Here is a 14200-nt window from a genome sequence, read left to right on the forward strand (position 1 = left end):
AAAAAATGATTAAGAAATCTTTATTAATTTTAGTTTCTATTTTGTTCGTTTTTACGAGCACTTCTTTTGCATCTGTACAAAGCGACCTTGCAAAGGAATACTTTTTGTTAGGTGAAAAGTATTTAAACGAGTCAAATTTTGACAAAGCAAAAATGTTTTTCCAGCAAGCAATAGACACAGATCAAACTTACGTTCAGGCGTATGATGAATTAGCAAAATGTTATATTGGAACCAATCAACTTTCAACTGCTGTTGATGTTGCTTCCAAAGCTTTAAGCATAAACCCAAACTATGTTGATGCCATGCTTACCAAGGGAATAGCATTAAGAAGACTCGGAAGAAATAATGACGCTATAATTATCTTATCTGACGCTATACAAAAAGATCCATCAAATGCTGATATTTATTATAATCTAGGGCTAGTATACTCTAATCAGCACAATGATTCTCAAGCGATAGAAAATTATACAAAAGCAGTTAGTCTTAATCCTAAATTTTCCGATGCGAGATATCAGCTTGGCCTTTCATATTTAGCTACAGATGATTTATATAATGCATACCTTCAATTTAGAGCTTTAAAGGATTTGAACTCTTCTCTTGCAAATTCTCTTTTCGATAAAATATATACCATAAAAAATTTAGCAAGTTTATATCCAGTTAACATAATTAATGACCAAAGCACAGAGCAACTTTTAAAAAATGCAAATACTGCTTATGAAAAGAAGAATTACGATCAAGCTGTAACTTTATATGAAAATCTTTTAGTTAAGGACCCTGATAATTTATTAGCTTCAACAAGACTTGGAGAGATCTTTTGGAAAAGATCAGATAACGGTATGATTTTTCAAGCATATAAAAATGCAATAAGGCTTGACCCTGATAATGCAAATTATCACTATTATGTTGGAATTGCTCTTGCAAAACTTGGAGAAAAACATTTTGCAATGACAGAAGAGAAGATACTAAAAGGTCTAAATCCAGACCTAGCAAATAAACTTTTTATAGAAATCTATAAATATAACTATTAATATGTCAATAAAAAACAGCATAAAGGGTATAGTTTTCGATTTTGATGGAACTCTCGTTGACACGCTTGAAGATATTGCAATAAGTGCAAATCAAGCTCTCATAGAAAATAACTTAGAGCCATATCCGATAGAGAACTACAAAAACTTTGTTGGTGAGGGTTCAGAAGTTTTAATAGAAAGAATTATCCCTAAAGAACTATATTCAGAAGAATTAAAGTCAAAGTTACTTAAAACTTATAGCGAAATCTATAGGAAAAATTGGTCAAAAAACAGCAGGCCATATGAAGGAATATATGAAGTTTTAGATTATCTAAGAGAAAAAAACTACAAAGTAGCAATACTTTCAAATAAACCTGATCCCTTTACAAAAGAGATGGCACACTTTTTCTTTCGCGATTTCCCCTTTATAAAAGTTTTGGGAGCAAGACCTCATATACCTAAAAAACCAAATCCGAAAGCAATTTATGAGATAATTTCTTTTTCAAATTTGGTAAGGGACAACTGGTCAATGATTGGCGATACTGCTATAGACATACTTACAGCAAAAAACGCTGAAATTCTACCAATTGGCGCTCTTTGGGGATTTAGACCAGATGAAGTTTCAAAAGAAAAAGGCGCTGTACATATTAAAAAACCAATGGATATAATCTCAATACTCAACAATGATTAGTAACAAAAAAATTAACATAACAAAATTAGTTGAAAATATTTCTTACTCACAAACATTGTTCCTTTCTAATCCTTATCCATACGAACATTCTTTAAAGGTTAGCTTTATTGCCAACCTTATATCAAGAGAAATGAAACTGGAAAAAAGCCAGAGAATTGACCTTTATCTTAGCAGCTTATTGCACGATATTGGAGCCCTTTTAAGTGAGAGCTCGTATCTGCTCGAATTAAACAAAAGGAAAGAAATTAATGTACAAAATCATGCTTATTCTGGTTATGAATTGTTAAGAGATATACCCTTTTTTGATAAAATTGCATCTATTATTAAAAACCATCATAATGAAAATACGCAAAACTCCCTTTCAAAGATTATCTTGTTTGCCGATGAAATCGAAGTTTTAATTAGAAATAGCAACTTTACAAGCACAAGAGAAATTCAAGCTAAAGCTTTTTCAATTTTTAAAGATAAAGCTTCATTCAAAGATATTCTTGATGCCTTTCTATCCGTTTCAAAAAATGATTATTTCTTGTTTATATTAAATAACGTTGAAGAAGTAAAGAAAGAAAATTCTTCACTGATAGAAGACAGATTTGAAATCCTAAGTAACGAACAATTAGGAGATTTAGCTAAGTCTATTGCAAAAAATCTAGTTGATGCAAAAAGCGAGTTTACCAAACTTCATTCGATCGATGTAACTTATACTGCCGTCTCAATAGCCAAAACAATGGGATTTCCACCTATGGATTGTCAAAAAATAGAAACTGCAGGTTTCTTGCACGATATTGGAAAAATTTTTATTCCTTATAATATTTTAGAAAAACCAGATAAATTAACAGAAAATGAATGGCTGATTATGAAATCACACGTTTATTATACATATTCATTTTTAAATACTTTGGGTTTAGATAAAGAAATTGTAGATATAGCATCATTTCATCACGAAAACTTAGACGGCAGCGGTTATCCATTTGGCTTAACAAGTAATGACCTTACAATTTTTCAAAGAATTATGGCTGTTGCAGACATTTACGCCGCACTTAGACAACAAAGACCATACAGAAAGGATAGATTAGGACACAATGATGCCATAGAAATATTAGAAAAAATGGCAAAAGCAGGAAAGATAGATATAAATGTTGTAAAAGCTATTCCCTATAATTTACTTATGCTCTGGGAATATTAAATATACCTGAAACATCTTACTTTATGTTCTTTTTCTACTTCTATTATTTCAGGAAAGCTCTCTTTACACTTATCAATTTTTTGCTTACATTTTTCTAAAAATGGACAAAACCTAATCTGTGTATCCTTAAAATCAACTGTAGATTCTGGAGTTTCTAATTCAGTTGCTTTAGTTTTCTCAGAGTATAAAGTTGGAGACGATTCAATCAAAAGTTTGGTATAAGGATGCAGTGGATTATTGAAAAGATCTTTTGTAAAAGCTTCTTCCATCATAAAACCTTTATAAAGAACTACTACCCTATTACACAAATACTCAACAATTGAGAGATCATGGGAAATTATCATCATTGTAAGATTGCTTTTTTCATAAATCTCCTTAAGTAGTTTCAAAATTTGAGCTCTTATAGAAAGATCTAGCGAAGAAATAGGCTCATCAGCCACCAAAAACTTTGGATTGAGAATCAAAGCTCTTGCTATTGCTATTCTCTGTCTTTGCCCACCGCTAAATTGATGTGGAAATTTGTTAAGATCTTCAATCTTTAGCTCAACATTATTAATTATCTCATCAATTCTTTCTTTTCTTTTATTTTTTTCAACTCCGTTAAGAATAAGTGGTTCTTGAAGTATATCCAAAACTCTCATTTTAGGGTTAAAAGATGAATAAGGATCTTGAAATATAAAAGAAGTGCTTTTCTGAAATTTTCTAAAATCCTTTTTGCTTAATTTAAAAATATTATTGTTGTTGTAGTAAAGAAAACCACGAGAAGGTTTTTCTAAGCCCACAAAAATTTTTCCAAGAGTACTCTTCCCTGATCCAGTTTCTCCAACTATTCCAATAATATCTCCATCATAAATATCAATATTTATATCACTTAAAGCGCTCAATCCGTTATTTTTAAAATCAAAAAAACTTTTTCTAAAAAAGATTTTGTGAATATTTTTTGCCCGAAACAACATTATTTAAATACACCTTTATTAAAACAAGCTACAAATCTGTCATTATCTACAAGTTCTAAAGATAATGGTTCACTACATTTTTTTGTAGAAAAATCACATCTGGGTAAAAAAGGACATATATTGTCTGGGAATTCATCAAGAGATAAGATGCTGCCTTTGATTCCCTTTACAATTTCTAATTTGTTAGTAACCCTTTTTGGCATAGAAGACAAAAGTCCAAAAGTGTAAGGGTGTAAAGGTTTTTTTAACACATCCTTTGTCCTACCGCTTTCTACTATTCTTCCACAGTACATTACCGCTATCCTATCTGTATTTTCCCAAACAACACCTAAATCATGAGAAACAAGTATGAGTGAAGAATTCAATTTTTTCTTAAAGTTCTTTATTAAATCCAAAATACCTTTTTGCACAGTTACGTCAAGAGCGGTTGTTGGCTCATCGGCTATAATAATCTCAGGATTGCAAGAAATTGCAATAGCAATCATTACTCTCTGTCTAATTCCACCACTGAGCATAAATGGATATTTATTTAACACCAGTTCTGGCTGATCAATTTTAACGACTTTCAAAAGATCCAAAGCTATTTCAACTGCCTCAGATTTTTTACAAATTCCATGTGCCAATAGCATTTCAACTATCTGATCCTTTACAGTCAGGAGTGGATGAAGAGAGCTCATAGGATCCTGAAAGATTATTGAAATATCTTTTCCTCTAATTTCTCGAATTTGCTTTTCACTAAGCTTCAAAATATCTTTATCTTTAAATAATATAGAACCTGAAAATAATTTTGAATTTTTTGGCATCAGTTTTAAAATTGAATTTACAAGAATTGTTTTTCCAGAACCTGATTCCCCTACAATGCCTAAAAATTCATTTTGATTAAGACTAAAATTTACATTATTTAAAACTTTTGACCATCTTTTTTTCTTTTCAGAATATATCCCTAAAGATAAATTTTTTACCTCAAGTAATGACATTAAAAATTCTTAGATTACCATTTATTGTTGTGAATAATTGATTTATCTAATTCACCATGAGGCTTTTTCCTTTCTGCAGGAAAACCTAACGAAGCAATTGCAAAAGGCACTAAGTTCTCAGGAATATTAAATATTTTTCTCAAACCGTTTATCCTTTCTTCTACAGGATAAATACCAACCCAACAAGATCCTATCCCAAGTGCTGTTGCCGCAATAAGAATATTCTCCATTGCTGCAGAACAATTTAGAGGCCATCTACCAGGATATTTTTCAAGAGATGGGTCTGCAACTACAATTATTGCAACATTAGCCTGCAAAAGCATATGAGCATATTGATGATAGTTAAGAACTTCTTTTAATAAATTCTTGTCCTTCACCACTATGTAGTGGCAAACATTGCTCCCACCTGCTGAAGGAGCAGACATTGCTGCTCTTAAGATAGTTTCTATATATTCCTGGGGAATTTCTTTATCTGTATACATCCTTATACTTCTTCTATTAAACAACGCTTCTATAGCATCCATATAGCAACCTCCTAATTAAAAATTTTATTAACATTTTAAAAGATTTTCAGCAATAATTAGAATATCTACAGGCCAAAATATTTGTGGTCTAGGATATGTAACCTTTGGCAAACCCTTTATAGATCTGCTTGAAAGAATCTTATCTTTGAAATACAGAGGAATATTTTCTAATCCATATAAAGCACCAAACAAAGAACCCACTAAAGCACAATTTTTAGAAGTGTCTCCTCCTCTTATTGATGTTTTTATAATCGATTCTTCAAAGGAACTTGAGTTTAGTAATTCATAAAATAAATTTTGAATACAAATCAAAACGTTTTCAGATTTTTCATTGTGATTTGGATGAGCCTGAGTCTTTGCATTAATTAAAGCGTTCTTTACATTATCTGAAAAATCGTTTTCGCTTACAAATCTGAGAGCATATCTATATAAGTCTTCTTTTGTCAGTCTTCTCTTTAAAGCTAACCTTATAGTATATAAAAATATTTTTGCACACTCCAAACAAAGAGAATTTGGGTTAGTTATCTTACAATCCTTTTCTACAATATCAAAAGCCTCTTCAAACGAAGAGTTTAAAGTAAATATTGCTATAGGAATAATCCTTAACAAAAAGGAATTTGAAATATCGTCAATAGATTCAGAAGAATAACTTTCTGGAATGTGAAACAAATAGTTAAGAGCACTAAAGGAACTTGATTCTGAAAAACTTACCTCTAACGGTTCAGAATTATACCAATATAAATAGGATTCTATAACTTTTTTAAAGTCATACGAGCAATATTTTGATAGAACTCTTGACAAAATAATAACTATTTCAGAATTTACAGGTTCTAACATTTGATTTTCAATAGTAAAGTCGATAACCTTTTCATTACTATTAGAGTATCCAAACGAATCACCAACTATCAATCCCATCAAGGTGCCTTGAACCTTAGATAATAAACATTTATCTTTAACACTCTTGCCAAGCTTTGGAGTTTCTGTCTGATTAAGGTTAAGAACATTTTCAAGCGGCGGTCTATAAAGCACACTCTTCCAATTTTTGCCAACAAAATCCCTTATTACTTTATAATCTCCTCCAAAACATACCTGTCCACATCCACTATAACCTTGCTTTGAGTATCTAACTTCTTTGCCCGTTTCATCATAAAGATTTAATCTATTGCCAACTAAAAGAGCATGTGGTGCAGCATAGGTAAATGTTGTTGGATTTGAACAATCAATCGCAAAAACCCCTTCGCCAACTGAACATAAAGCTAATCTATAGGAAAAAGATGGAACACATTTATATTTATACGGATAACAAAGGATTGAATTAGTTTTGCTGTTTTTATCAGCCTCATATGAGGTAAGAATAACATTAGATTTAAGGTCACTAGTTGTTTTCTGTTCATTTCTATATACGCATTCCAATCCCTTTGACCAATAAAATAAGTCATCAAAATTAAATGAATAAACCACTCCCAAAACCAATTCTCTGTTGGACAAAAGCGCAATTGAAACGCATGCACCTCTATAGCCTTTTGTAAATGGTTCTAAACCAGAAAGAGCTGAAACTATCCAATATATATTATTTTCATGAGTTGACTGTGACAATATCCCCATAGATTCACAGTGAAACCCATATGTTGGAAATTTTTCTCTTAAAGACAAATAAATCTTTTCTTCTATATCCTCAACTTTGTTAGAAGCTAATTTTGGATTTTCTACGAATAATTTATCAAAGTATGATCCAACTTCTTTGGCCAAAGATACAGCAATATTTAATTCATCATAGAAAAAAACCTCTTGCACCATTCACCCCATTTTAATAACAAATTACTTCAATCTAGATTTTACTCCTAATTTGTAAAGAATGTTTGCCATTATACAAAAACCTGTTAAAGCAAATATTACCAAATTAATTCCTACTAGAAAGGTTAAAATAAACCAAAAAGGGCTCCAAAAAAGTCCTAAGAAAAGACTAACCAATACAAACATACCCGCTATAAGAAATATAATCCTTTCAAGATACCAATTCTGGGTAGGAGCCTTATACATAATATTATCACCTCTTAAAAATCTTTTTTATGTCAAACTTTATTTTTCCCTCTTTAATCTTTATCTCAGTATCCTTATATATAAAGTAAAGAATAGGAAGCAATGTCCAAGAAAATATAGTAACTGCTACTTCTCCTGCCATTAGCGATATGGCCATTCCTTGAAATATAGGATCAAAAAGTATTACGCTTGATCCAACTACTACTGCAGCTGCCGTCAAAAACATAGGTCTAAATCTAACTAAACAACCTTCAATTATAGATTCTTTTAAAGGAACCCCTTCATTTAGTTTCATCTCTATAAAGTCCACTAGGATAATTGAATTTCTTACTACTATACCAGCACCTGCAATAAACCCTATCATCGATGTAGCAGTAAAAAACGCGTTCAAAATTGCATGAGCAGGCAAAATGCCTATCAAAGAAAGTGGTATAGGAGCCATAATAATAAGAGGAGTAATATATGATTTAAACCATCCAACTATCATTACATAAATTAAAATTAAAACTACAGCAAAAGCTATCCCAAGATCTCTAAATACTTCGTAAGTAATTTGCCATTCACCATCCCATTTAACAGAATAGTTTAGGCCAAGTGGAGGTTCATGTGTAAAGTAGAGCTTTAGTGGATTCTCTCCCGGCACTTTTATCTCAGAGATAGGCTTATTCATTCTCAAAATTGCATATATAGGACTTTCTTCTCTTCCAGCCACATCACCAATAACATAAACAACTCGTCTAAGATTCTTTCTATATATGGGCTGATCTTCACTAGTTTTTTCTAACGTTACCAATTCAGCTAACGAAACCATATGATTTGTTGCAGAAGGCAGTGCAATATTTTGTAAACCATTGAGGCTTGCCCTATTTTTCAAAGGAGCCTGCACCCAAATCTCTACAGGTTCTCTACTATGATCGGTATGTAAAAGTCCAGCATCACTTCCATGAAGTGCCATCTGAAGACTTTGTGCAATAGCAAAAGTTGAGATACCATTATACGCAGCCTTTTCTTTATCAACCTTAAAAATATATTTTGTTTGTTCATCATTTTGTAGCCAATCAACGTCCACAACATCGCGTGTTTTTTTGAAAATATCCTCAATCTTAGAAGCAATTTTTAGTTGCTCATTAAAGCTGGGACCATAAACCTCAGCTACAAGAGTACTTAGTACTGGAGGTCCAGGAGGCACTTCAACAACTTTTATTCTCGCATTATAAGCACTGGCAATTTGATCTATAGGCCCCCTAATTCTTTTTGCAATATCGTGACTTTGTGCACTTCTCTCGTCCTTGGGAACCAAATTTATTTGAATATCAGCTACATCATCACCTTCCCTAAGAAAATAGTGTCTTACTAGACCATTAAAGGTTATTGGAGATGCTATGCCAGAATATATTTGATAATTATCAACCTCGGGAACAGTTTTAATATATTCTGCTATTCTTTCTGCAATGGCATTTGTAGCCTCAAGTGTAGTTCCTTTTGGAGTATTTATCAAAACTTGAATTTCACTCTTGTTATCAAAAGGTAACATTTTTACCATAACTATTTTTAGGGGTAAAAGCGCCACAGCAGCCAGAAGGCATATTATTGTAAAAATTATAAAAGAAGTTCTTTTCTTGCCACTTTCTAACATCAATGTAAGATTTTTTCTGTATAGTCTATTAAAAGACGATATTATCCTGTTTTCTTTCTCTTTTTCTGTTTTTTTAACGTTTTTTAAAACAATATAACTAAGCCATGGACTAATTATAAATGCGATAAGAAGTGAAATTATCATAGCAGCAGAAGCACCAATAGGAATGGGTTTCATATATGGACCCATCATACCTGAAACGAAAGCCATAGGTAAAAGTGCTGCTATAACTGTAAAAGTAGCAAGAATGGTAGGATTACCTACCTCGTTAACTGCCTGAAGAGCAACAAGAACAGAAACCTCTTTCTCTCTAAAGTGTCTATGTATATTTTCTACGACAACAATAGCATCGTCTACTAAAATGCCTATAGAAAAAATCAAAGCAAACAAAGTAACTCTATTTAAAGTAAAACCAAATAAATAAGTGGCCAAAAGAGTAAGGGCCAAAGTAACAGGAATTGCTACAGCAACAACTAAGGCTTCTCTAATCCCTAAACTTAGACCTATAAGAACAGTAACAGAAACTGCAGCAAGTAGCATATGTTCTAACAACTCATTCGATTTTTCGTTAGCTGTATTCCCATAATTTCTAGTTGTAGTTACAATAACACCCTTTGGTATAACAGTACCCTTTAATCTAGAAATATCGCTTAATAATCTTCCAGCTAGTTCAGTCGCGTTTGTACCCTTCTTTTTCGCAATCGTTATAGTAACTGCAGGGTAAATACTAGATTTTTCTATTCCAGGTATATTTTTTCTCCAAGATGGGCCAAAACCCATAAATACATAATTCTTTGCTTCTTGAGGACCATCTGTTATAGTAGCAACATCACTTAGCTTAACAGGCCTACCTTCAAAAACCCCAACAATTACGTTCCCTACATCATTCGCGTCTCTAAGAAAAGTTCCAGTTTCAACTAAATATTCGTAATTATTCAAAGGAAAAGATCCTGAGGAAAGTGAAACGTTAGCAGAGCTTATCATTTGAGAAATTTGCATAGGTGATATGTGATAGGCTTTCAACCTTAATGGGTCGATATCAACCTTTACTTCTCTTTTTGGACCACCTATTATGTGTGTTTCTGCTACATCAGAATCCTTTTTTAGATAATCGCAAGTTTCTAGAGCAATTTTCCTAAGTTCATAACTGTCATATTCGTTACTCCATAAAGTTAAAGTTAAAACTGGAACGTCATCAATAGATTTTGGCTTTACAATAGGCATCGAAACGCCAGGCGGGATTAGGTCAAGATGAGAAAAGAGTTTTGTGTAAAGGTTTGTAATACTCTTTTCCATATCTTCTCCTACCTTATATCTAACAGTTACCATACTAAGACCTGGTTCAGAAGTTGAGTATATGTACTCTACCCCTTTAATCTCCCACAAAAATTTTTCCATAGGTTTTGTTACTCTTTCCTCAACCTCTTTTGCTGAAGCCCCAGGATATTGAACAAAAACATCAATCATTGGAACAACTATTTGTGGATCTTCTTCCCTTGGAGTAACAATTACAGCAAAAACACCTAATATTAATGAGGTTATAACTATCAAAGGAGTAAGTTTTGATCTTATAAAAAGTTGTGCAATTTTACCTGCAAGTCCAAATTTCATAACTTTTCCCCTAACTTCCTTTTACAATGGCACCGTCAAAAGCATTTTCAGTGCCTTCAACAATTATTCTTTCACCATTAGAAAGCCCTGATAATACTTCCACAGTATTTTTATATGTTTCACCTAGCTTAACCATCCTATAGCTTACAATTCCTTTATCGTCAACTACATACACACCAATTAAACCGCCTTTTCTTACAATAGCTGTTTCTGGTATGACAACTGCTCTTTTTGTTCCTATATTAAAATATGCCTTCCCATACATTCCACTTTTAAAATTGCCAGAACCAAGATCTACTTTTACTACAAAGGATCTAGACATCGGATCTACCGAAGGTACTATTTCAGATATCTTACCCTCAATTTCAGGCATAGAATCAATTTTTACCTTTACAGGTGAACCAACTTTTAAATCTTGAGAATATTTGGAATCGACGTTAGCGTCTAATTCAAAGCTAGAAGTATTCTCTACATTAAGTAGGGGCATACCAGGCATTGCAGTAGTACCAACATCAACCTTTTTGGAAGATACAATTCCAGAAATGGGCGACGTTACAGTATAAAAACTCCTCATAACTCTTGCTTCCTCCAAGGCTGCCTTTGCTCTTTCATAATTAGTTTGTGCTAGTTCTTTTTGTGTCGTAATTTGATCCATCTCCTGCTGGCTCAAAGCCTTCTCATCATACAGTGCCTTATATCTCATATAGGTTGCATTACTTAATGATAAATTTAGTTTTGCAGCATCCAGATTTTTTTCAGCCTGTCTTACCCTTTCAGATGCATCCTGATCGTAAATCGTCAAAAGTACTTCTCCCTCTGAAACCCTATCTCCGTCTTTAACGTTAATAGAAGTAATAGTCCCCATAACTTTGCTTGTAATAACACTTATTATTTTAGCCTTTACTGTACCTGATGCTTCTAAATACTTCGGCAAATTACTTTCATTTACCGTTTGAAGTTTTACATCCTTTATAGTTTTATTTTCAATCTTCTCTGGGTGATTTGAAGAACATCCTGAAATTAGAAAAACAGCAAATAATGATATTAAGAAAAATATGAAATAAAAACGAAATGATTTCAAACCTTTAAACATTTTATCCTCCCTTTAAAAGACTTACTTAATTCCTAATTCTGAAAGCAAAGTTCCACTTTTATAATCCAAATCAACCAAAGACATAAAATATTTATTTTCTTTATCAACCAAATTTGCCCTTATATTATCCAAATTCGTTTGAGCATCCAATAAATCAATAAAAGGTGAAAGAGCGTTTTGATATCTGTGTAAGATAATTTTTGTATCTTCTTCTGCACTAACGAGGGCACCCTTTGCAAGCTCTAAATTCTCTTTAGCTTCTTTTACCCCAAGATAAGAACTATAAACCTCTAAGGAAATTGCATCTTCTAAAGACTTTAGATTTTCCTCAACCATCTTTTGTTCAGCTTTAGCTTTTTTTATCTCGTTTTCTCTTTTTGCTCCATCAAAAATATTCCAACTTAAATATGTTAAAAACTGATAGCTACTTCCTTCAGAACCAAAAATACTGCTGTGATCATTCATCTGGTAAGTAAGTGAAAGACCTATATAAGGTAAATAACTAGAAGTGGCTAACTCAATATTCTTTTTTGCAATTTTGTTTCTTAATTCAATTGCCTTTAAATCAGCCCTACTAAGACTTGCATTTTTATAATATTCTTCCTCTTGAAGCTTAAGAGGCAAATCAAAATTTCCAGATGGAACTACATTTTCCCCAATACCCAGTACAAGACCAAGAGATCTTTGCGATATTTCAAAATTCTTCTTAGCGCTTACAAGTTTTTCCTTTGCCGCCAAAACAGAAGTTTCAGCCCTTAAAACATCTGAATAAACGCTTAAACCAACTTTATAATTAATTTTTGCAATCTTTTCATGTTCCAGAGCATCGTCAAGAGCTTTTTGAGCTACATCTAAGTATTCTTTAGCAGTTTGAACCTCTAAATAACTCTTTATAACTTTATAAACAATTTCTTCTTTTTTTCTCTGGTAATTGAGTTTTTGTGCTTGAAGTTCTTTTTTTGCCATGTCAATAGCTAACAGTGCTTTTCTTGAAAAAATTAACTGATCAACGGTAAAAGTTGTTTGATAATCGTTAATAGATGATGGATTGTTTAAAGAATTAATTTCAAAATCGTTTTGAGTAAATCTCCCTTCATTTAATTTTGCCATGAATGCGTACGTAGGATTGTTTGTCCTTAAATAGGTTTCACTAAGAGAAAGTTTTGGCAAATAACTACTTTGAGCAATCCCTAAATCTGCTTCTTTTGAAACTATAGACTCAGATAGAGACTTTAATTCATGATTATTTACTAAAGCATATTGTATAGCTTCACTTAAGTCTAAGCTCATTGGCGCTGAAAAAGAAATTTTGGGAGTTAAAAAAATAAAAAAAAGTAGAAAAAAAATAACTCTCACTTAAATCCTCCAAAAAAATAACTTAATCTTAGTAATATTTTACACTAAAAAATGAATATCATATTCAGTTTTCATTTAATATATAGATATATTCAAAAATATTTAAAGAAAAATGTCAAGTTATCAATTTGCCATAATAATTTTTTATTTTTTAAATAAAAATTACATAGGAAGCATAATTAAATTAAAGTTATAAAATATTATCATGACAATAGTTAAAAATATAATTTGAATTTGAAATAACATATGATAATTGAAGGGAGAAAAAATGGAAATTACAAACTTTCCAGCAGTAGATAGAGAAATTAAAAAATGGGGCTTAAGGTCAGAATCTCTAATTCAAATTTTACACGGTACACAGGAATCAATAGGTTATCTTCCCGAAGAAATACTAAGCTACATCGCAGAAAAATTAAATATATCTTTGTCTAAAATTTATGGCGTTGTAACATTTTATAACTTCTTCAAACTTACAAAAGATGCTGAACACGTTATTACAACATGTTTAGGAACTGCATGTTATGTTAAGGGCGGAGAGAAAATATTAAATGCTTTGTGCAATAAATTAAATATTAAACCAAATGAGATTACAAAAGACAACAAATTTACAGTAAAAACTGTAAGGTGCGTCGGCTGCTGCGGTTTTGCACCAGTAATGATTATTGACGGGAAGGATATATATGGCAAGCTTTCTGAAAATGAGGCTATTGAAATCCTCGAAAGGTACATGATCCCATAAAAAAATTAGTAAACACACAAGATAATAAAGGTGTTTAAATGAAAAAAATTGAATCGCTCGATGATTTACATAAACTAAAGGAACAATCTCAAATGTTTTTAAAAACAAGATTAAAAGAGATCAAATTCAAAATTTATTTAAACCTCTTGAAAAATGATGATGTTAGCAATTCAAGAAAAATACTTCAATCAATTTTGGATGAACTTCAAAAAAATAATTTTTTTGAAGTTCAAATTCTCGGAAGACCACCTATAAATTCCAACATAAAAGAACCTTTTATAGCTATAGAAAAAGGTGGAAAAATTTCTTATTTTACCAATGTAAACGAGGATATAGCTAGAAAAATTATTACTTCATGTATTTTTAATGAATAAATTTTAAGTGATA

The 14200-nt window shown here is 31.7% G+C and carries 13 protein-coding genes; 5 read left to right on the plus strand and 8 right to left on the minus strand.

What is annotated here, in order from left to right; all coding sequences use genetic code 11:
- Window positions 1–5: 5 nt before the first annotated feature.
- Genes THENA_RS05235 through THENA_RS05245 form a run of 3 tightly spaced genes read left to right on the plus strand, consistent with a single transcriptional unit; the run spans window position 6 to window position 2881 of the window.
- Window positions 6–1028, plus strand: coding sequence for a tetratricopeptide repeat protein (locus THENA_RS05235; RefSeq protein WP_013756380.1), 1023 nt, complete (start codon window positions 6–8; stop codon window positions 1026–1028).
- 1 nt (window position 1029) lies between these two features.
- Window positions 1030–1698: an HAD family hydrolase gene (locus THENA_RS05240; protein ID WP_013756381.1), complete on the plus strand. Its 669-nt coding sequence runs from the start codon at window positions 1030–1032 to the stop codon at window positions 1696–1698.
- Window positions 1691–2881 (plus strand): HD-GYP domain-containing protein, encoded by a 1191-nt coding sequence (locus THENA_RS05245; protein ID WP_013756382.1) that lies wholly within the window; start codon window positions 1691–1693, stop codon window positions 2879–2881. Before THENA_RS05240 ends, THENA_RS05245 begins: the two co-directional genes overlap by 8 nt.
- On the opposite strand, the gene THENA_RS05250 is transcribed toward THENA_RS05245, so the two are convergent.
- From THENA_RS05250 to THENA_RS05285, 8 genes are all read right to left on the minus strand, one after another.
- On the minus strand, window positions 2878–3765 hold the full coding sequence (locus THENA_RS05250) for an ABC transporter ATP-binding protein (RefSeq protein WP_169309418.1): 888 nt from the start codon (window positions 3763–3765) through the stop codon (window positions 2878–2880). The genes THENA_RS05245 and THENA_RS05250 overlap by 4 nt on opposite strands.
- 71 nt (window positions 3766–3836) lie before the next feature.
- Window positions 3837–4814 (minus strand): ABC transporter ATP-binding protein, encoded by a 978-nt coding sequence (locus THENA_RS05255; protein ID WP_013756384.1) that lies wholly within the window; start codon window positions 4812–4814, stop codon window positions 3837–3839.
- Window positions 4815–4828: 14 nt separating this feature from the next.
- The gene (locus tag THENA_RS05260; protein ID WP_013756385.1) at window positions 4829–5338 is read right to left on the minus strand and encodes a nitroreductase family protein; all 510 of its coding nucleotides are present in this window, start codon (window positions 5336–5338) and stop codon (window positions 4829–4831) included.
- A 27-nt stretch (window positions 5339–5365) separates the two neighbouring features.
- Window positions 5366–7132 carry an inositol monophosphatase family protein gene (locus THENA_RS09655; RefSeq protein WP_052296062.1) on the minus strand — a complete coding sequence of 589 codons (1767 nt, stop codon included), beginning with the start codon at window positions 7130–7132 and terminating at the stop codon, window positions 5366–5368.
- Between the two features lie 24 nt (window positions 7133–7156).
- Window positions 7157–7378, minus strand: a complete 222-nt coding sequence (locus tag THENA_RS05270) for a YgaP family membrane protein (RefSeq protein ID WP_013756387.1) — start codon at window positions 7376–7378, stop codon at window positions 7157–7159.
- Window positions 7379–7385: 7 nt separating this feature from the next.
- Entirely contained in the window at window positions 7386–10625 is a 3240-nt protein-coding gene (locus tag THENA_RS05275; protein ID WP_013756388.1) for an efflux RND transporter permease subunit, read from the minus strand.
- Window positions 10626–10635: 10 nt separating this feature from the next.
- On the minus strand, window positions 10636–11718 hold the full coding sequence (locus THENA_RS05280) for an efflux RND transporter periplasmic adaptor subunit (protein WP_013756389.1): 1083 nt from the start codon (window positions 11716–11718) through the stop codon (window positions 10636–10638).
- Between the two features lie 21 nt (window positions 11719–11739).
- A complete protein-coding gene (locus tag THENA_RS05285) occupies window positions 11740–13074 on the minus strand; it encodes a TolC family protein (RefSeq protein WP_013756390.1) in 1335 nt (444 codons plus the stop codon).
- A gap of 268 nt (window positions 13075–13342) precedes the next feature.
- On the opposite strand from THENA_RS05285, the gene THENA_RS05290 reads away from it, so the two are divergent.
- Complete coding sequence (locus THENA_RS05290) at window positions 13343–13813, plus strand: NADH-quinone oxidoreductase subunit NuoE family protein (RefSeq protein WP_013756391.1); 471 nt, start codon at window positions 13343–13345, stop codon at window positions 13811–13813.
- A gap of 38 nt (window positions 13814–13851) precedes the next feature.
- Window positions 13852–14187 (plus strand): hypothetical protein, encoded by a 336-nt coding sequence (locus tag THENA_RS05295; protein WP_013756392.1) that lies wholly within the window; start codon window positions 13852–13854, stop codon window positions 14185–14187.
- Window positions 14188–14200 lie beyond the last annotated feature (13 nt).

The organism is Thermodesulfobium narugense DSM 14796 (genome assembly GCF_000212395.1).
Lineage (GTDB): Bacteria > Thermodesulfobiota > Thermodesulfobiia > Thermodesulfobiales > Thermodesulfobiaceae > Thermodesulfobium > Thermodesulfobium narugense.